Raw genomic sequence first — 18,674 nt, 5'->3', positions numbered from 1 at the left:
ATGCGTACGGAACTCGTCTCGGAACCCGGCGATCAAGAACGCCCCAACGAGGACTTCGCCGGCGTCGGAGTACCCGCTTCCGGACAGGGCGGCGGCTCGCTGGTCGTCCTGGACGGCGTGACCCCGCCGCGCGGCGGGACGGGCTGTCTGCATTCGGTCCCCTGGTACACGGCACGACTGGGCGGGGCGCTGACCGAACTGACCGTTTCGCTCCCGGATGTTCCCCTCCCGGAGGCCCTCGCCCGCGCCATCGCGCGTACCTCAGCCGCACACGCGGCAACCTGTGACCTTTCTCACCCGCGTACCCCGCAGGCAACCGTGGTGCTGGCGCGCTGGTCCGCGCAGACCGTGGAGTACCTGGTGCTGTCCGATTCCGTGCTGCTGCTGCAGTCCCCGGACGGCGGGGTCGAGGCCGTCGTGGACGACCGGCTGGGCCGGCTGCCGCGCGCCGCCCTGGCCACGGACGCGCTGATCGACGCGCACCTGCGCAACAAGGAGGGCGGCTTCTTCACGGCCGCCGCCGACCCGTCCGTGGCGCGGCGGGCGGTGACCGGGTCGGTGCCGCGCTCCGAGGTGTCCGCGCTGGCCGCGCTGACGGACGGGGCGACGCGCTGGGTGGAACGGTTCCGCGAGGGCGACTGGGCGGACTGCCTCACGCTGATCCGCAAGGACGGCGCGCGGGCCCTGGTCGACCGCGTCCGGGCCTTGGAGCGCGCGGACGCCGAACAGCGGGCCTACCTGGGCCGCAGCAAGACCCACGACGACGCGACGGTGGTGTACGCGGAACTGTGAGGGAGGCCGACCGGCACGGCCGCGCCCTGACCGCCCGCGCCCCGGACCGCCCGCCGTCCGGGGTGCGGGGCACGGGGGGGCTCACGGCCTGAGGGGTGATCGACAGCGGCCGGCTCCTCGGCGCTCGGACCGCCCGCCGTCCGGGGCGCGGCGCACGGCGGGCTCACGGCCTGAGGGTGACTGGCAGCGGCCGACTCCCCGGCACGCGGCGCGCGGTGGCTCAGCGGCTCCGCACGTCACCCCGGCCCGTCCGGCCCGCGCGCCTCACTTCTCCATCCCCTGGTTCAGGTGCTGCAGCAGCCGTGCCAGTTCGGCCACCTCGCGGCGGTCCCAGTGGGCGAGCTTGCGGACGTAGCGGGCCCGGCGGGCCTCGCGGACGCTGCCCACCCGTCGGCGGCCCTCCTCGGTGAGGTGGACCAGCCAGGCGCGGCCGTCGGCCGGGTCGGGTTCACGGGCCACGAGGCCCAGCTCCTCCAGGGCCCGCAGCTGGCGGGACATCGTGGCCTTGCCGACGCCGACGTAGGCGGCGAGTTCGGTGGCGCGCTGCCGCCCGCACTCGTCGAGCCGGACGAGCAGGCCGTAGGCGGCCGATTCCAGGTCCGGGTGGACCTCGCGGGCCATCTCGCCCTGGCTGGCGCGGGCCCGGCGCAGGAAGACCGTCAGCTCGCGTTCCAGCGCCAGGAACTCCTGGTCCACACCACTCGGCGACGTCTCGGGTTCGCCCCGATGCCCCGCGCCGTTCGCGTCCTCGTGCACGTCAGTCCCCTGATCCGGTTTCCCGATCCTGAAAGTTTCCGCCAGGCGCCCACCATCGCCGCAGCTCCGTCAGTATTTCGCAGGGCTAGACCAACGGCAGCGACCGGACCCCTTCCCTCGCACGGTCTACGTGCGTAGCTTCATTACCAGGCCCAGCGCTGGCATGCCCACGCCAGTGCAGAACGGGCCAACCTGTGCAGCACGTCGTCCAGCGTTCCCCACCAACGCCCTCGGAGGCACGTCATGCCCGTGCACAGACCCGGTTCCGTACGCCGCCGCCTGCTCGCCCCGCTCGTCGCGGCCGGCCTCACGGTCCTCTCGCTCGCCCTCCCCGCGTCCGCCCGGTCCGCCGACGTCCCTCAGCGCGGCTCCGCCCACATGGGCATGGGCGTCCTCGCCCACGACGGCCAGAGCGGCACGCCCAGCAGCTCCGACGCCACCCAGACCGAAGGGGTCGACGTGGCCAGCTACCAGGGCAACGTCGCCTGGTCCACGCTGTGGGGCAGCGGCGTGAAGTGGGCCTACACCAAGGCCACGGAGGGCACGTACTACACGAACCCCTACTTCGCGCAGCAGTACAACGGCTCGTACAACGTCGGCATGATCCGCGGCGCGTACCACTTCGCCACCCCGGACACGACGAGCGGTGCCACCCAGGCCAACTACTTCGTGGACCACGGCGGCGGCTGGTCCGGCGACGGCAGGACCCTCCCGGGCGCCCTCGACATCGAGTGGAACCCCTACGGCGCCGCCTGCTACGGCAAGACGCAGAGCGGCATGGTCACCTGGATCCGCGACTTCCTGAACCAGTACAAGGCCCGCACCGGCCGTGACGCCGTCATCTACACGGCGACCAGCTGGTGGACGCAGTGCACCGGCAACTACGGCGGCTTCGCCACCACCAACCCGCTGTGGATCGCCCGCTACGCCAGCGATCCGGGCACCCTGCCGGCCGGCTGGGCGTACTACACGATGTGGCAGTACACCTCCTCCGGCCCGACGGTCGGCGACCACGACAAGTTCAACGGCGCCTACGACCGGCTGCAGGCCCTGGCCAACGGCTAGCCCTCCCCCGCCGACGGCTGACGCTTCCGGCCGACGGCGGACGCTTTCCGGCCGACGGCCGGCGCGCCACCGGCCCACGGCGGGCGTTTCACCGGCCGGCGCACCGGAGCGCCGGCCGGCCCCGACGCGGCGAAGGCCCGGGTTCCCCTCACGGGACCCGGGCCCTGCCGTGATCCGGCCGCGTCCGTCACCGCGCGGCCGGAGCCTCACCGCCCGCGACCGTCAGGCCGCGACCGGGATCTCGGGCGTCGCGCCGCTGGTGGCGGGGGCGAGCGCCAGTTCCAGGACCTGGCGGACGTCGGTCACGGCGTGGACGTCGAGCTTGTCCAGCACCTCGGCCGGGACGTCGTCCAGGTCGGGCTCGTTGCGCTTGGGGATGATCACGGTGGTCACCCCGGCGCGGTGCGCGGCGAGCAGCTTCTGCTTCACACCGCCGATGGGCAGCACCCGGCCGGTCAGGGAGACCTCGCCGGTCATCGCCACGTCCGTGCGGGCCAGGCGGCCGGAGAGCAGGGACGCCAGGGCCGTCGTCATGGTGATGCCGGCGCTGGGGCCGTCCTTGGGGACCGCGCCCGCCGGGAAGTGGATGTGCACCCCCCGGTCCTTCAGGTCGGCCACCGGCAGCTCCAGTTCGGCGCCGTGGCTGCGCAGGAAGCTCAGCGCGATCTGCGCGGACTCCTTCATCACATCACCCAGCTGACCGGTCAGGGTCAGTCCGGCGGCGCCCGTCTCCGGGTCGGCCAGGGAGGCCTCGACGTAGAGGACGTCACCGCCGGCGCCGGTCACCGCGAGACCGGTCGCCACGCCGGGCACCGCGGTGCGGCGCTCGGCCGGGTCCTGGGCGGACTCGGGCACGTGGTGCGGGCGGCCGAGCAGGTCGCGCAGGTCGTCCGCGGTGACCGTGAACGGCAGCTCCCGCTCGCCCAGTTCGTGCTGGGCGGCCACCTTGCGCAGCAGCCGGGCGATGGAGCGCTCCAGGGTGCGCACGCCGGCCTCGCGGGTGTACTCGCCGGCCAGCTTGCGCAGGGCGCCCTCGTCGATCGTGACCTCGTCCCGGTTCAGACCGGAGCGTTCCAGCTGACGCGGCAGCAGGTGGTCGCGGGCGATGACGACCTTCTCGTCCTCGGTGTAGCCGTCGAGGCGGACGATGTCCATGCGGTCGGCGAGCGCCTCGGGGATGGCCTCCAGGACGTTGGCCGTGGCGAGGAAGACCACGTCGGACAGGTCGAGTTCGACCTCCAGGTAGTGGTCGCGGAAGGTGTGGTTCTGCGCCGGGTCCAGGACCTCCAGCAGGGCCGCGGCCGGGTCGCCGCGGAAGTCGGAGCCCACCTTGTCGATCTCGTCGAGCAGGACGACCGGGTTCATCGAGCCGGCCTCCTTGACGGCCCGCACGATCCGGCCGGGCAGCGCGCCGACGTACGTCCGGCGGTGACCGCGGATCTCGGCCTCGTCGCGCACACCGCCGAGGGCGACGCGGACGAACTTGCGGCCCATGGCGTGGGCCACGCTCTCGCCGAGGCTCGTCTTGCCGACACCCGGAGGCCCGACCAGCGCCAGCACGGCGCCGCCCCTGCGGCCCCCGACGACGCCCAGCCCGCGGTCGGCGCGGCGCTTGCGCACGGCCAGGTACTCGGTGATGCGTTCCTTGACGTCGTTCAGCCCGGCGTGCTCGGCGTCCAGGACGGCCTTGGCGCCCTGGATGTCGTAGGCGTCCTCGGTGCGCTCGTTCCACGGCATCTCCAGGACCGTGTCGAGCCAGGTGCGGATCCAGGAGCCCTCCGGGGACTGGTCGGAGGCCCGCTCCAGCTTGTCGACCTCCTTCAGCGCGGCCTCGCGGACCTTCTCCGGCAGGTCGGCGGCCTCCACACGGGCGCGGTAGTCGTCGGACTCCTCGCCCTCCTTCTCGCCGTTGAGCTCGCGCAGCTCCTTGCGGACGGCCTCCAGCTGGCGGCGCAGCAGGAACTCGCGCTGCTGCTTGTCGACGCCTTCCTGGACGTCCTTGGCGATGGTCTCGGCGACGTCCTGCTCGGCGAGGTGGTCGCGCAGCTGCTGGGTGGCGAGCTTGAGGCGGGCGACCGGGTCGGCGGTCTCCAGCAGCTCCACCTTCTGGGCGGTGGTGAGGAACGGCGAGTAGCCGGAGTTGTCGGCGAGCGCGGAGACGTCGTCGATGGCCTGGACGCGGTCGACGACCTGCCAGGCGCCGCGCTTCTTCAGCCAGCTGGTGGCGAGGGCCTTGTACTCCTTCACCAGTTCCTGCACGTGGCCGGGGACCGGGTCGGGGATCTTCTCGTCGATGGTCGTGCCCTCGACCCACAGCGCCGCACCCGGGCCGGTGGTCCCGGCGCCGATCTTCACGCGGCCGCGGCCGCGGATCAGGGCGCCCGGGTCGCCGTCGGCCAGCCGGCCGACCTGCTCGACGGTGCCGAGGACACCGGTGCTCGCGTAGGTCCCGTCGACGCGTGGCACCAGCAGGACCTTGGGCTTTCCGGGCTGTGCGGAGGCGGCGGACTGGGCGGCCTCCACCGCGGCCCGCACCTCGGAGTCGCTCAGGTCCAGCGGGACCACCATCCCGGGCAGCACGACCTCGTCGTCGAGCGGCAGCACAGGCAGGGTGAGCGATGCGGACGTCGAAGCCATGATCTCCCCTTCGGCATTCAAGTTGAGTTGTACTGACTCAATGCTTGTGAGCCGGGGGATGTTCCCACGCGATGTTCGCTCTCAGCGATCACCGCTTTCCGGGGGTGCAGTCATCCGCAACACCCCACGCCCCTGCGCCCTTCCCGCCCGCGCCCCATGCGGCCCTCCCGCCCGCGTCCCCGTGCCCTTCCCGCCCTGCCGGGCGTCGGCCCAGCGGCGCAGGGCGGGCCAGGTGGCGACGCCTATCGCCAGCGCTGTGGCATGGCCCCAGCTGGTGAGCGGGTCGTAGGGGGACAGCAGGTCCTGGCCGAGGACCGCCGCGAGGTACGAGAGCAGGGGCCAGCGCAGCCACGGGGTGAGCAGCCCGGCCAGCGCGCCGACGCCGGTGGCCACGCCGAAGCTGATGCCGTAGTCGAGGCGGTGCAGGGAGCTGTCCGGCAGATGGCCGGTGAGCACCGCGAGGCCGACCGGGACCTCGGTGGCGAGGGTGGCGAGCACATGCCCGCACAGGAAGACACCGGCCGTGCGCAGCCCGCCGATCCGCCGTTCCAGGGCGGTGAGCACCAGCAGGAAGCCGAGCGTGTACGGCGAGAGCACGCCGCCCGCGATCCACAGCGCGCTGGCGACGAGCACCAGCACGGGATGGCGCACCAGGTGGGCCACGTCGGTGCTGGAGCCCTGCTGCAGCGCCTGGACGACGGCGGGGTCGGCGTACGCCGCGACCAGTGAGGTGACGGCCAGGACGGCGGCGTAGGCGAAGGTGAACGGGGTGCCGGCGGGCGTGGGCAGCAGGCGCCAGGGGCGGGCCGTGCGCAGGCGGTCCCGCAGGGCGGCCGCGCACCGGGGCGTCCGTTCCGCGGCGGGCCCGGTCGCCGGGGCCGGGGGCTCGATCGCCGCGGACGGGCCGGGCCGGCGCCGGAGGGGCTGGCCGGGCATGGCGTCCAGCAGCCGGGCCACCTCGGGCGGGACGGCCGGAAGGGGCGCGTCCGGGGGTGTCGTCTCGACCCTCGCAGTCCGTTCCACGGTGGGGCGCTCCTTCCGTCGCACCCCACCCTTCGCGCCGGACCGGCCCACTGTCTGTGATCCACGCCACGGGTGAGCGGATTCTCAGCAACCTCTCAAGGTTCTTACGCGTCCGCCCTCCCGCGCCGCGCGCTCCCGCCCTTCCGCACCGCGTCCTCCCGCCCTCCCGCGCCGCGTCCTCCCATGCCCCCCGCGCCGCGTCCTCCCATGCTCCCGCGCCGCGTTCCCGCGCGCCTGCCACCGCACCGCGCGGGCGTCCCCCGAACCGGGCACCGCCCCCGTAATTCCCCGTCCCGTCAAGCCCCGTTCATGCAGGATGGGGTGCATGTCCACGACGTACGACATCCCCGAGGTCCTGGACCGCCGTGAGGGTCCCCATGGCGAGGTCGTGTTGCGGCGGCACGGCTCCCTGCTGCAGATCATCGCCAACGGCTGCTTTTTGATGGACACCTCCGACGGCCGCAGCGAACGGCTGCTGGTGGACGCCGCGCTGGACGCGCTCGGCGACCGCGACGCCCCGCATGTGCTGATCGGCGGGCTGGGCGTCGGCTTCTCGCTGGCGCATGCGGCTGCGAATTCGCGGTGGGGGCGGATCACCGTGGTGGAAAGGGAATCCGCGGTCATCGACTGGCACCGGCACGGCCCGCTCGGCGAACTGTCCCGCGCCGCACTCGCCGACCCGCGCACGCGGATCGTCGAGGCCGACCTGGTGGAGTACGTCAATGAGACATCCGCCACGTTCGACGCGCTGTGCCTGGACATCGACAACGGCCCCGGCTGGACGGTCACGGAAGGCAATGACGGACTGTACTCACCGGCCGGACTGGCAAGCTGCGCACGGGTGTTGAGACCCGGCGGGGTGCTCGCGGTGTGGTCGGCCGAGCCGTCCGAGGATTTCGAAGAAACCTTGGGGAATGTCGGGTTCCAGCAGGTGCGTACGGAAGAGATCCCCGTTGCCCGAGGAGTTCCGGACGTGGTGCACCTCGGGATCCGCCCTGAATAGCAAAGCCGTGGTGACTCCCCGTACGCTGCTTCCCTGACGCGGATCATTCAAGCGTCAATCGCAGTCACGCGCAGACCAAGGGATCACCCCACTGATTCCGGAAAGCACACTTCAGGGGCGGGCGATGGAGCAGACACACACCTCCCACAGCGGCACGACGGCGACCCCCGGCGCGCAGCGGCGGGTCCTGGTCGTCGAGGACGATCCGACGATCGTCGACGCCATCGCGGCCCGCCTGCGAGCCGAGGGATTCCTCGTGCAAACCGCGGGTGACGGCCCGGCGGCCGTCGACACCGCCGAGGCCTGGCAGCCCGATCTGCTGATCCTCGACATCATGCTGCCCGGCTTCGACGGGCTCGAGGTCTGCCGGCGGGTGCAGGCGCAGCGGCCGGTGCCGGTGCTGATGCTCACCGCCCGCGACGACGAGACCGACATGCTGGTCGGGCTGGGCGTCGGGGCCGACGACTACATGACCAAGCCGTTCTCGATGCGGGAGCTGGCCGCCCGCGTGCACGTGCTGCTGCGCCGGGTGGAGCGGGCCGCGCTGGCCGCCGCGACGCCGCGCAGCGGTGTGATGCGCCTGGGGGAGCTGGAGATCGACCACGCGCAGCGCCGGGTCCGGGTGAAGTCGGAGGACGTGCACCTGACGCCCACCGAGTTCGACCTGCTGGTGTGCCTGGCGAACACGCCGCGCGCGGTGCTCTCGCGGGAGCAGCTGCTGGCGGAGGTGTGGGACTGGGCGGACGCCTCCGGCACCCGCACGGTCGACAGCCACATCAAGGCGCTGCGCCGCAAGATCGGCGCCGAGCGCATCCGTACCGTGCACGGCGTGGGCTACGCGCTGGAGACGCCGACGCCATGAGCGACGGGCGGCCGGCCGCGCGGAGGAGCCCCGGGGATCCCTGGGGCGGCGTACGCCCGTTCTCGATCAAGACCAAGCTGGGCGCGCTCGTCGTCATCTCGGTGCTCATCACCACCGGGCTGATGATGATCGCCCTGCGCACCCAGACGGAGCTGCGCTTCATCACGGTCTTCTCGATGATCGCCACCCTGCTGATCACGCAGTTCGTGGCGCATTCGCTCACCGCGCCGCTGGACGAGATGAACACCGTGGCCCGGTCGATCTCGCAGGGCGACTACACGCGCCGGGTGCGGGAGAGCCGCCGGGACGAGCTGGGCGACCTGGCCCAGACGATCAACGTGATGGCGGACGAGCTGGAGGCGCAGGACCGCCAGCGCAAGGAGCTGGTGGCGAACGTCTCGCACGAGCTGCGCACCCCGATCGCGGGCCTGCGGGCGGTGCTGGAGAACATCGTCGACGGGGTCACCGAGGCCGACCCGGAGACCATGCGCACGGCGCTGAAGCAGACCGAGCGGCTGGGCCGGCTGGTGGAGACGCTGCTGGACCTGTCCCGGCTGGACAACGGCGTCGTCCCGCTGAAGAAACGTCGCTTCGAGGTGTGGCCGTATCTGTCGGGCGTGCTGAAGGAGGCCAACATGGTCGCCTCGGCGCGCGCCGGCATCGCCTCCGGCTCGGGCGGTCACACCCGCGCCGACGTCCACCTGCACCTGGACGTCTTCCCGACCGACCTGACCGCGCACGCCGACCCGGAGCGCATCCACCAGGTGGTCGCCAACCTGATCGACAACGCGGTCAAGCACAGCCCGCCGCACGGCCGGGTCACGGTCCGGGCGCGGCACGGCGCGACGCCCGGCTCGCTTCAGCTGGAGGTCCTGGACGAGGGGCCCGGCATCCCGAAGTCGGAGTGGCACCGCGTCTTCGAGCGGTTCAACCGGGGTGTGGTGGCCCGTCCGCACGGTCCGGGCAGCGACGGCGGCACCGGGCTGGGCCTGGCGATCGCCCGCTGGGCCGTGGACCTGCACGGGGGCCGTATCGGGGTGGCCGAATCCGAGCGAGGTTGCCGGATTCTTGTCACTCTTCCAGGAGAGCCAAGCGCTTGAAGTTGACGTAGGGTTCGAAGCGGAGCTTCAAGATCCACCTGCGTCCGCGCCGACGGACACGTGTGATCAGGCACAGGCCCGCACGCCCGGCGTGCCGGGCCCTCGTCGCCGTACCCCCGTGCTCCCCTTTCACACCGGAACCTCGCTTGTTTCCCGCCATTTCCAGCGCCGAAACACGGGCCGAGATGTGACTTACGCGACGATGAACGGGCCCGACCTGACCTTCACCCTCAGGGAGGCGTAGCCTTTATTCCCGCTGTCCATCACCTTGTGAAGCGGAAGAGGGCGGTTGCCGCCGTGTCGCCACAGTCCCCCAGTAACGCATCGAGCGCTCCCACGACCGAAGCCGACCAAGCGGGAAAGAACCCCGCTGCCGCCTTCGGTCCCAACGAGTGGCTCGTCGACGAGATCTATCAGCAGTACCTCCAGGACCCGAATTCGGTAGACCGCGCCTGGTGGGACTTCTTCGCCGACTACAAGCCGGGGGCGGCAGGCGCCCCGGTTGCGTCGGGCGGCGCGGCCGCGGGGGCCGCGCAGACCCCCACCCAGACGCCCGCTCCGGCCCCGCAGGCCGCCGCGCCGGCCGCTCCGGCGCCCAGCGCCGCTCCGGCTCCGGCCGCCAAGCCCGCGGCCGCCGCCCCGGCCCCCGCGGCGAAGCCCGCCCCCGCCCAGGCTCAGCCGGCGCGTCCCGCACAGGCGCCCGCTCAGCCGAAGGCCAAGGCGGAGCCCGCCAAGGAGGCCCCGGCCGGTCCGGAGCTCGTGACGCTGCGCGGCCCGTCCGCCGCGGTCGCGAAGAACATGGACGCCTCGCTGGAGATGCCCACCGCCACCTCGGTGCGCGCGGTCCCGGTGAAGCTGCTGTTCGACAACCGCATCGTCATCAACAACCACCTCAAGCGCGCCCGCGGCGGGAAGATCTCCTTCACGCACCTCATCGGGTACGCGATGGTGCAGGCCATCAAGGCCATGCCGTCGATGAACTGGTCGTACCAGCTCAAGGACGGCAAGCCGACCCTGGTCAAGCCGGAGCACGTCAACCTCGGTCTCGCCATCGACCTGGTCAAGCCCAACGGCGACCGCCAGCTCGTCGTCGCGGCGATCAAGAAGGCCGAGACGCTGAACTTCTTCGAGTTCTGGCAGGCCTACGAGGACATCGTCCGTCGCGCCCGCGACAACAAGCTGACGATGGACGACTTCACCGGCGTCACGGTCTCCCTGACCAACCCCGGCGGCCTCGGCACCGTCCACTCCGTGCCGCGGCTGATGCCCGGCCAGTCGGTGATCATGGGCGTCGGCTCCATGGACTACCCGGCGGAGTTCCAGGGCACCAGCCAGGACACCCTGAACAAGCTCGGCATCTCGAAGGTCATGACGCTCACGTCGACCTACGACCACCGGGTCATCCAGGGCGCCGCCTCCGGCGAGTTCCTGCGCCAGGTGGCGAACCTGCTGCTGGGCGAGAACGGCTTCTACGACGACATCTTCGAGGCCCTGCGCATCCCCTACGAGCCGGTCCGCTGGCTCAAGGACATCGACGCCAGCCACGACGACGACGTCACCAAGGCCGCCCGCGTCTTCGAGCTGATCCACTCCTACCGGGTCCGCGGCCACGTCATGGCCGACACCGACCCGCTGGAGTACAAGCAGCGCAAGCACCCCGACCTGGACATCGTCGAGCACGGCCTCACCCTGTGGGACCTGGAGCGCGAGTTCGCCGTCGGCGGCTTCGCCGGCAAGTCGATGATGAAGCTGCGCGATATCCTCGGCGTGCTGCGCGACTCGTACTGCCGCACCACCGGCATCGAGTTCATGCACATCCAGGACCCCAAGCAGCGCAAGTGGATCCAGGACCGCGTGGAGCGCCCGCACTCCAGGATGGAGCGCGAGGAGCAGCTGCGGATCCTGCGCCGCCTGAACGCCGCCGAGGCCTTCGAGACGTTCCTGCAGACGAAGTACGTCGGCCAGAAGCGGTTCTCCCTGGAGGGCGGCGAGTCCGTCATCCCGCTGCTCGACGCGGTCATCGACTCCGCGGCCGAATCGCGGCTCGACGAGGTCGTCATCGGCATGGCCCACCGCGGCCGCCTGAACGTCCTCGCCAACATCGTCGGCAAGTCGTACGCGCAGATCTTCCGCGAGTTCGAGGGCAACCTCGACCCGAAGTCGATGCACGGCTCCGGCGACGTGAAGTACCACCTGGGCGCCGAGGGCACCTTCACCGGCCTCGACGGCGAGCAGATCAAGGTCTCCCTGGTCGCCAACCCCTCCCACCTGGAGGCGGTCGACCCGGTCCTGGAGGGCGTCGCCCGCGCCAAGCAGGACATCATCAACAAGGGCGGCACGGACTTCACCGTCCTGCCGGTGGCGATCCACGGCGACGCGGCCTTCGCGGGCCAGGGCGTCGTGGCCGAGACCCTGAACATGTCGCAGCTGCGCGGCTACCGCACCGGCGGCACGGTCCACATCGTCATCAACAACCAGGTCGGCTTCACCGCGGCCCCCGAGTCCTCGCGTTCCTCCATGTACGCGACGGACGTGGCCCGCATGATCGAGGCCCCGATCTTCCACGTCAACGGCGACGACCCCGAGGCCGTCGTGCGCGTGGCGCGGCTCGCCTTCGAGTTCCGCCAGGCGTTCAACAAGGACGTGGTGATCGACCTCATCTGCTACCGCCGCCGCGGTCACAACGAGTCGGACAACCCGGCCTTCACCCAGCCGCTGATGTACGACCTGATCGACAAGAAGCGCTCGGTGCGCAAGCTGTACACCGAGTCCCTGATCGGTCGCGGCGACATCACCCTGGAAGAGGCCGAGCAGGCGCTGCAGGACTACCAGGGCCAGCTGGAGAAGGTCTTCACCGAGGTCCGCGAGGCCACCTCGCAGCCGGCCGCCGGTGACGCCCAGGCCCCGCAGGACGGCTTCCCGGTCGCGGTCCCGACCGCGGTCTCCTCCGAGGTCGTCAAGCGGATCGCCGAGTCCCAGGTCAACATCCCGGACAACATCACCGTCCACCCGCGTCTGCTGCCGCAGCTGCAGCGCCGGGCGGCGATGGTCGAGGACGGGACGATCGACTGGGGCATGGGCGAGACCCTGGCCTTCGGTTCGCTGCTGCTGGAGGGCGTGCCGGTCCGCCTGGCCGGCCAGGACTCCCAGCGCGGCACCTTCGGCCAGCGCCACGCGGTCATCATCGACCGCAGCACCGGCGAGGAGTACACGCCGCTGCAGTACCTCTCCGAGGACCAGGCGCGGCTGAACGTCTACAACTCCCTGCTGTCCGAGTACGCGGCCATGGGCTTCGAGTACGGCTACTCGCTGGCCCGCCCGAACGCGCTCGTGCTGTGGGAGGCCCAGTTCGGCGACTTCGTCAACGGCGCCCAGACGGTGGTGGACGAGTTCATCTCCTCCGCCGAGCAGAAGTGGGGCCAGACCTCCGGCGTCGTGCTGCTGCTGCCGCACGGCTACGAGGGCCAGGGCCCGGACCACTCCTCGGCCCGCCCGGAGCGGTTCCTGCAGCTGTGCGCGCAGAACAACATGACGGTCGCCATGCCGACCTCGCCGGCGAACTACTTCCACCTCCTGCGGTGGCAGGTGCACAACCCGCACCACAAGCCGCTGGTCGTCTTCACGCCGAAGTCGATGCTGCGCCTGAAGGCCGCCGCGTCGAAGGCGGAGGACTTCACCACGGGCCAGTTCCAGCCGGTCATCGGTGACTCCTCGGTCGACCCGGCCGCGGTCCGCAAGGTCGTCTTCTGCTCCGGCAAGGTCTTCTACGACCTCGACGCCGAGCGCAAGAAGCGCGGCGTGACGGACACCGCGATCCTGCGTCTGGAGCGCCTGTACCCGCTGCCGGGTGCGGAGCTGCAGGCGGAGATCGCCAAGTACCCGAACGCCGAGAAGTACCTGTGGGCCCAGGAGGAGCCGGCCAACCAGGGCGCCTGGCCGTTCATCGCCCTGAACCTGATCGACCACCTGGACCTGGCGGTCGGCGCGGACATCCCGGCCGGCGAGCGCCTGCGCCGCATCTCGCGTCCGCACGGCTCGTCCCCGGCCGTCGGTTCCGCCAAGCGGCACCAGGCGGAGCAGGAGCAGCTCGTGCGCGAGGTGTTCGAGGCGTAACCGCTCCCGCGGGTCGTACGTGACCGGGCCGCACCCCCTGTTCGGGGGTGCGGCCCGGCCGTGTGTGCGCACTTATCCTTGACCCCATGTACTTCACCGACCGAGGCATCGAAGAACTGGAGAAGCGGCGGGGCGAGGAGGAAATCACCTTCGAGTGGCTCGCCGAGCAGCTGCGCACCTTCGTCGACCTGAACCCGGACTTCGAGGTCCCGGTGGAGCGCCTGGCCACGTGGCTGGCGCGGCTGGACGACGAGGACGACGAGTAGCCGGCGACCGCCGTCGCGGGCTCACCAGGGCGCCTACGGGCGCCCTTCGCCGTTTCCGGGCGTCCTTCCAGGCTTCCCGGGCGCGGTACGGCGCGCACGCGTCCCGTACGGCGGTCTGCGGCGCTGTCGTGCGGGGCGTCCTGTGGCGCGGCCGTCAGTCCGGGGGGTGCGTCAGTCCGTACGTCAGGGACAGGGCGCCGTGGGCCACCAGCAGGGCCCCCGCCGCCGTCCGCCCCGGGCTGCGGCGGCGCAGGCCCCACACGGCCAGGGGGAGGCCGACCGCCAGTTGGGCGGTGGCCAGGGCCCGGGCGCGCGGGGTAGCGGCCCAGGGCAGCCAGGGGGCCAGGGCGACGCCTTCGACGGCGTCGAGTTCGGTGCGCAGGGCCTCGCGCAGGCCGTGGCCGTCGGTCTGCCGGGCGTCGGGGCGGCGCAGCGCGGCCTCGCGCAGTCGGCCGGGGCCCGCGCCCGGGTCCAGGCCGGGCGGCAGGCCGACGCCGGCGCGGGTCAGCACCGCGAGCAGGCCCCGCAGGCGGGCGCGGGCGTCGGCGTTCGGGTCGGGGCGGGTGAGGTGGTCCAGCTCCTGCACGTCCAGGACGGGGTCGAGGCCGAGCCGGGCGGCGAAGGTGCGCATCGCCTCGTCCTCGCCGGCCGCGGTGCCGTTGGCCAGCCAGACGTAGCCGACGGGGCGGCGGAAGCCGGCGGCGAGGGTGTAGCCGGCGCGGTCGGCGTCCCACCACAGGGCGAGGACGGGCCAGGGGGCGGCGACGGCGAGGGCGGTGGCCCAGCCGGTGAGCACCCGCTCGACCGGTTCGCCGCCGTCCCGCCAGGGCCGCCCCTCGGGCACGAGCACGCTCCAGGTGTCGCCGGCGCCGGTGAGCAGCATGGGGTCGCGCAGCAGATGCGCGAGCGGGGCGACGGCGCGGGGCGCGGCGCGGCACAGCAGCAGTCCGCCCGGCGCGGCACCGGAGTGCGCGGGGCCCTGGGCGTGGGGCGTGGGCATGCTCACACGCTAGGGCAGCCCGGCGTGGCGGGCTCTTCCTGATCGCCGGAACGAGTGTCTTGACTTCCCGGATCCGCGATATATCGTGAAGAGTGAAAGACGCGATATGGCGTGTCGAGGAGGTCTCCCATGTCCGAGTGGTCCGTCGCAGAGCCGCAGAAGCTCACCTTCGACGAGCCCGTGAGCGAACTCCACGTGCGCATCGTCAACGGAACGGTGAACGTCGTGGGCACGGACGAGGGTTCCGCGCGCCTGGAGGTCTCCGAGATCGAGGGCCCGCCCCTGCTGGTCACCCAGCAGGGCGGCACGCTGACGGTGGCGTACGAGGACCTGCCCTGGAAGGGCTTCCTGAAGTGGCTCGACCGCAAGGGCTGGCGCCGCAGCGCGGTCGTCTCCCTGGCCGTCCCCGCGCGGACGCGGGTGGAGGTGGGGGTGGTCGGGGCCGCGGCCATGGTCTCCGGGATCGACGGCCGTGCCGAGGTCAAGGGCGTCACCGGGGACACCACCCTGGTCGGGCTCGGCGGCCCGGTGCGCGCCGACACGGTCTCCGGCAGCGTGGAGGCGCAGGCGCTCAGCGGCGAGCTGCGCTTCACCTCCGTCTCCGGTGACCTCACCGTGGTGGACGGTTCCGGTTCGTCGGTGCGCGCGGACTCGGTGAGCGGTTCGATGATCGTGGACCTCGACCCGGCCGCCCACCCCACCGACGTCAACCTCACCAGCGTCTCCGGTGAGATCGCCATCCGCCTGCCGCACCCGGCGGACACCGAGGTGGAGGCGAACACCGCGAGCGGCTCGGTCTCCAACGCCTTCGAGGACCTGCGGGTCGGCGGCCAGTGGGGCGCCAAGCGGATCACCGGCCGGCTCGGCGCGGGCAACGGCCGGCTGAAGGCGACCACTGTCTCCGGTTCCATCGCCCTGCTGCGCAGGCCCCCGGCGGAGGACGCCCCCTGGGACGCGCAGCCGAGCGGCGACGGCCCGGCCGCGAGCGCCCGCACCGGCTCGGGGGACAATTCCGTTTCCGGCCCGGGCGAGGATGCCCCCACCGCCCCGGCCGACGGTACGACCGACAAGAAGGTGCTCTGACATGCCTCCCGTCTTCGCCCACGGCCGCCTCCGTCTGTACCTGCTCAAGCTCCTGGACGAGGCCCCGCGCCACGGCTACGAGGTGATCCGCCTGCTGGAGGAGCGCTTCCAGGGGCTGTACGCGCCGTCGGCCGGCACCGTCTACCCGCGGCTGGCGAAGCTGGAGGCCGAGGGCCTGGTCACCCACACCACCGAGGGCGGCCGCAAGGTGTACGCCATCACCGACGCCGGCCGCGCCGAACTGGCCGACCGCAGTGGTGAACTGGCCGACCTGGAGCTGGAGATCCGCGAGTCGGTGGCCGAGCTGGCCGCCGAGATCCGCGCCGACGTGCGCGGTGCCGCGGGCGATCTGCGCCGCGAGATGCGGGCGGCGGCCGGCGAGGCCCGGTCGGGCGGTGCCCAGGGGTCCTCCTCCTTCGAGTTCACCGACACCGGCGACAAGGAGGCGTGGCGCGCCGCCAGGGAGGAGATGCGCCGCGTCAAGCAGGAGTGGAAGGAACAGGCCCGGCGCGCCAAGGACGAGAGCCGCCGGGCCCGCGAGGAGGCCCAGCGGGCCCGGCGCCAGGCGAAGGAGGCCCAGGAGCGGGCCCGCGCCCAGGCGCAGGAGGAGCTGCAGCGGCTCGCGCGCCGGGTGCAGGAGCAGGTGCAGGACCGCTTCGCGCGGGGCGACTGGCCGAACGGCGTGAAGGAGGGCCTGACCGAACTGGCCAAGGAGTTCGGCGACTTCGGCAGCACCTTCGGCAAGGAGTTCGGCTGGGGCCGCTCGGGCGCGGACCGCGCCCGCCCGGAGCCGGAGTATGAGCGGACGCCGGAGGACTTCCCGGCCGTCCACGAGCCCTCCTGGGCCCATGACGCGCCGACCGGCGACCCCGCCCGCGACCTCGACCGGCTGCTGGACCGTTTCCGCGACGACATCCGGGACGCGGCCCGCGATCACGGGGTGGACGCCGACCAGCTGCGCGACGCCCGCCGCCATCTGTCGACGGCGGCCGCCCACATCGCAGCGATATTGCGCGCCCCGAAGGCGTGAGCGACGGGCGGGCGCCGCGGGCTCAGCCCGCCTTCGCCTCTCCCCCGCCGTACAGGACCCGGGTGACCGACGCGTAGGTCACCCCGTGGTCGGCCAGCACCTCGGCGGGGGCGCCCGGCAGGACGGTGAGCGCGAGCAGCAGGTGCTCGTCCCCGATGTGCCGGTCGCGGTGGGCGAGGGCGATCCGCAGCGACCTCTCCAGCACGTCCTTCCCGCTCCGGGCGAAGGACGGCCGCCGCCCGGACCACCACCGCCCGTCCCCCGGGTCGCCGGCCATGGCCCCCACGCCGTGCGTCTCCTCCACCCGGGCCACGATCTCCGACACGTCGATGCCCAGCTCCGCCAGCGCGTCCGCGTCGGCCCGCGTCAGTCCTGCGCGCCGCCGCGCCTCCCGCAGTGCCTGCCGGACCGCCTCGCGCTCCTCGGCGAGCCCCACGGCCGCCAGCGCGAAGGAACCACGGCTGCCCTCGCGGTCCAGCAGTGCGAGCAGCAGATGCTCGGCGCCGACCGATCGTTCCCCGGCGCGGTCGGCGTGGGCGTACGCCCCCTTGACCACGTCCCGGGCGTCCTTCGTGAACCGCTCGAACATCAACGCCTCCCGTACTTCTTGTGCACGGCCTGCCTGCTCACTCCGAGCTCCGCGGCGATCTCCTGCCAGGACCAGCCCTGGTTGCGGGCGCTGCGCACCTGCACCGCCTCCAGTTGTTCCAGCAGCCGGCGCAGCGCGGCGACGGCCCGCAGACCGACCCGCGGGTCCCGGTCTCCGGCCCGCTCGGCGAGATCTGTGGCTTCGGTCATGACGTCAACCTACGTTGACACACCGGCGATGTCAACCAACGTTGACACATCGGGCACGGAAAAGGCGGGCCCGGTATCGCCACCGGACCCGCCCGCGTCACCGGACCGTCAGGAGTTGGTGAGCACGACCTTCCCGAACAGCTCGCCGGACTCCATCCGCTCGAAGCCCTCGCGGGCCCGGTCCATCGGCAGCACCTCGTCGATGACCGGCCGCACCCCGGTGGCGGCGCAGAAGGCGAGCAGGTCCTCCAGCTCGTCCTTGGTGCCCATGGTCGAGCCGACGACCTTCAGCTCCAGGAAGAAGATCCGGGTGAGCTCCGCGTGCGAGGGGCGGTCACCGCTGGTAGCCCCGGAGATGACCAGCGTGCCGCCGGGCCGCAGCGACTTCACCGAGTGCGACCAGGTGGCCGCGCCCACGGTCTCGATCACGGCGTCCACCCGCTGCGGCAGCCGCGCGCCCGACTCCAGCGCCTCCACCGCGCCCAGCTCCAGGGCCCGCTTGCGCTTGGCCTCGTCGCGGCTGGTAGCGAAGACCCGCAGGCCGGCGGCCTTGCCGAGCACGATAGCGGCGGTGGCGACACCACCGCCGGCGCCCTGCACCAGCACGGAGTCGCCGGGGCGGACACCGGCGTTGGTGAACAGCATCCGGTACGCGGTCAGCCAGGCCGTCGGCAGGCAGGCGGCCTCCTCGAAGGACAGCTCCTTCGGCTTCGGCAGCACGTTCCACGTCGGTACGGCCACCTGCTCGGCGAAGGTTCCCTGGTACCGCTCGGTCAGGATCGACCGGGGTTCCCTGGGGCCGACGCCATGACCGCTCTGGCCGATCACGGAGTGCAGGACGACCTCGTTGCCGTCCTCGTCGACGCCGGCGGCGTCGCAGCCGAGGATCATCGGCAGCTTGTCCTCTGCGAGGCCCACGCCGCGCAGGGACCACAGGTCGTGGTGGTTGAGGGAGGCGGCCTTGACGTTGACGGTGCTCCAGCCGGGGCGGGCCTCGGGGGCCGGGCGCTCCCCCAACTCCAGGCCGTTCAGCGGCTGGTCGCGGTCGATTCGGGCGGCGTAGACAGCGAACATGAAGCCGACGATAGGTGGGTGACGCCACGGTTGGAACCAGGACGCCCTGTGACACACACCCTCTTGCGCCGA

The 18,674-nt window shown here is 72.3% G+C and carries 16 protein-coding genes; 9 read left to right on the top strand and 7 right to left on the bottom strand.

All coding sequences use genetic code 11. The features are described from left to right. Positions 1 to 792 (top strand): protein phosphatase 2C domain-containing protein, encoded by a 792-nt coding sequence (locus tag ACF1AL_RS25445; protein ID WP_391780166.1) that lies wholly within the window; start codon positions 1 to 3, stop codon positions 790 to 792. A gap of 264 nt (positions 793 to 1,056) precedes the next feature. Here ACF1AL_RS25445 and ACF1AL_RS25440 read toward each other — a convergent pair whose 3' ends face one another. After that, positions 1,057 to 1,548: a MarR family transcriptional regulator gene (locus ACF1AL_RS25440; protein WP_366839306.1), complete on the bottom strand. Its 492-nt coding sequence runs from the start codon at positions 1,546 to 1,548 to the stop codon at positions 1,057 to 1,059. Between the two features lie 243 nt (positions 1,549 to 1,791). On the opposite strand from ACF1AL_RS25440, the gene ACF1AL_RS25435 reads away from it, so the two are divergent. Further along, positions 1,792 to 2,613 (top strand): lysozyme, encoded by an 822-nt coding sequence (locus ACF1AL_RS25435; protein ID WP_386420160.1) that lies wholly within the window; start codon positions 1,792 to 1,794, stop codon positions 2,611 to 2,613. A 222-nt stretch (positions 2,614 to 2,835) separates the two neighbouring features. Here the strand turns inward: ACF1AL_RS25435 and lon are convergent, their stop codons facing one another. Next, positions 2,836 to 5,250 (bottom strand): endopeptidase La, encoded by a 2,415-nt coding sequence (gene lon / locus ACF1AL_RS25430; RefSeq protein WP_391827491.1) that lies wholly within the window; start codon positions 5,248 to 5,250, stop codon positions 2,836 to 2,838. A gap of 81 nt (positions 5,251 to 5,331) precedes the next feature. Continuing rightward, positions 5,332 to 6,273 (bottom strand): rhomboid-like protein, encoded by a 942-nt coding sequence (locus tag ACF1AL_RS25425; protein ID WP_391827489.1) that lies wholly within the window; start codon positions 6,271 to 6,273, stop codon positions 5,332 to 5,334. A 325-nt stretch (positions 6,274 to 6,598) separates the two neighbouring features. On the opposite strand from ACF1AL_RS25425, the gene ACF1AL_RS25420 reads away from it, so the two are divergent. From ACF1AL_RS25420 to ACF1AL_RS25400, 5 genes are all read left to right on the top strand, one after another. Beyond that, a complete protein-coding gene (locus ACF1AL_RS25420) occupies positions 6,599 to 7,276 on the top strand; it encodes a spermidine synthase (protein ID WP_391703447.1) in 678 nt (225 codons plus the stop codon). 124 nt (positions 7,277 to 7,400) lie between these two features. Beyond that, positions 7,401 to 8,138 carry a response regulator transcription factor gene (locus tag ACF1AL_RS25415; protein ID WP_366839314.1) on the top strand — a complete coding sequence of 246 codons (738 nt, stop codon included), beginning with the start codon at positions 7,401 to 7,403 and terminating at the stop codon, positions 8,136 to 8,138. Further along, complete coding sequence (locus ACF1AL_RS25410; protein ID WP_366839315.1) at positions 8,135 to 9,238, top strand: ATP-binding protein; 1,104 nt, start codon at positions 8,135 to 8,137, stop codon at positions 9,236 to 9,238. The genes ACF1AL_RS25415 and ACF1AL_RS25410 overlap by 4 nt, the downstream gene beginning before the upstream one ends. A gap of 297 nt (positions 9,239 to 9,535) precedes the next feature. After that, positions 9,536 to 13,351 (top strand): multifunctional oxoglutarate decarboxylase/oxoglutarate dehydrogenase thiamine pyrophosphate-binding subunit/dihydrolipoyllysine-residue succinyltransferase subunit, encoded by a 3,816-nt coding sequence (locus tag ACF1AL_RS25405; protein ID WP_391819547.1) that lies wholly within the window; start codon positions 9,536 to 9,538, stop codon positions 13,349 to 13,351. Positions 13,352 to 13,437: 86 nt separating this feature from the next. After that, positions 13,438 to 13,617, top strand: coding sequence for a DUF6104 family protein (locus ACF1AL_RS25400; protein ID WP_028420339.1), 180 nt, complete (start codon positions 13,438 to 13,440; stop codon positions 13,615 to 13,617). A gap of 154 nt (positions 13,618 to 13,771) precedes the next feature. Here the strand turns inward: ACF1AL_RS25400 and ACF1AL_RS25395 are convergent, their stop codons facing one another. Continuing rightward, on the bottom strand, positions 13,772 to 14,617 hold the full coding sequence (locus tag ACF1AL_RS25395) for a hypothetical protein (RefSeq protein WP_391827487.1): 846 nt from the start codon (positions 14,615 to 14,617) through the stop codon (positions 13,772 to 13,774). A 129-nt stretch (positions 14,618 to 14,746) separates the two neighbouring features. Here ACF1AL_RS25395 and ACF1AL_RS25390 point away from each other — a divergent pair, with 129 nt between their 5' ends. Continuing rightward, positions 14,747 to 15,700 (top strand): DUF4097 domain-containing protein, encoded by a 954-nt coding sequence (locus ACF1AL_RS25390; protein WP_384206621.1) that lies wholly within the window; start codon positions 14,747 to 14,749, stop codon positions 15,698 to 15,700. 1 nt (position 15,701) lies between these two features. After that, a complete protein-coding gene (locus tag ACF1AL_RS25385; protein ID WP_391827485.1) occupies positions 15,702 to 16,730 on the top strand; it encodes a helix-turn-helix transcriptional regulator in 1,029 nt (342 codons plus the stop codon). 22 nt (positions 16,731 to 16,752) lie between these two features. Here the strand turns inward: ACF1AL_RS25385 and ACF1AL_RS25380 are convergent, their stop codons facing one another. The 3 genes from ACF1AL_RS25380 to ACF1AL_RS25370 form a co-directional block, all read right to left on the bottom strand. After that, positions 16,753 to 17,319 (bottom strand): Clp protease N-terminal domain-containing protein, encoded by a 567-nt coding sequence (locus ACF1AL_RS25380; protein ID WP_391780161.1) that lies wholly within the window; start codon positions 17,317 to 17,319, stop codon positions 16,753 to 16,755. Further along, positions 17,319 to 17,528, bottom strand: coding sequence for a helix-turn-helix domain-containing protein (locus tag ACF1AL_RS25375; protein WP_003997975.1), 210 nt, complete (start codon positions 17,526 to 17,528; stop codon positions 17,319 to 17,321). Before ACF1AL_RS25375 ends, ACF1AL_RS25380 begins: the two co-directional genes overlap by 1 nt. 108 nt (positions 17,529 to 17,636) lie before the next feature. Further along, positions 17,637 to 18,602: a zinc-binding dehydrogenase gene (locus ACF1AL_RS25370; RefSeq protein ID WP_366839321.1), complete on the bottom strand. Its 966-nt coding sequence runs from the start codon at positions 18,600 to 18,602 to the stop codon at positions 17,637 to 17,639. Between the last annotated feature and the right edge of the window lie 72 nt (positions 18,603 to 18,674).

The sequence above is a fragment of the Streptomyces sp. NPDC014801 genome (assembly GCF_043082085.1).
Taxonomy (GTDB): domain Bacteria; phylum Actinomycetota; class Actinomycetes; order Streptomycetales; family Streptomycetaceae; genus Streptomyces.
Note: the sequence above shows the minus strand (reverse complement) of the source record. Positions and strands in the feature narration are given on the sequence as shown.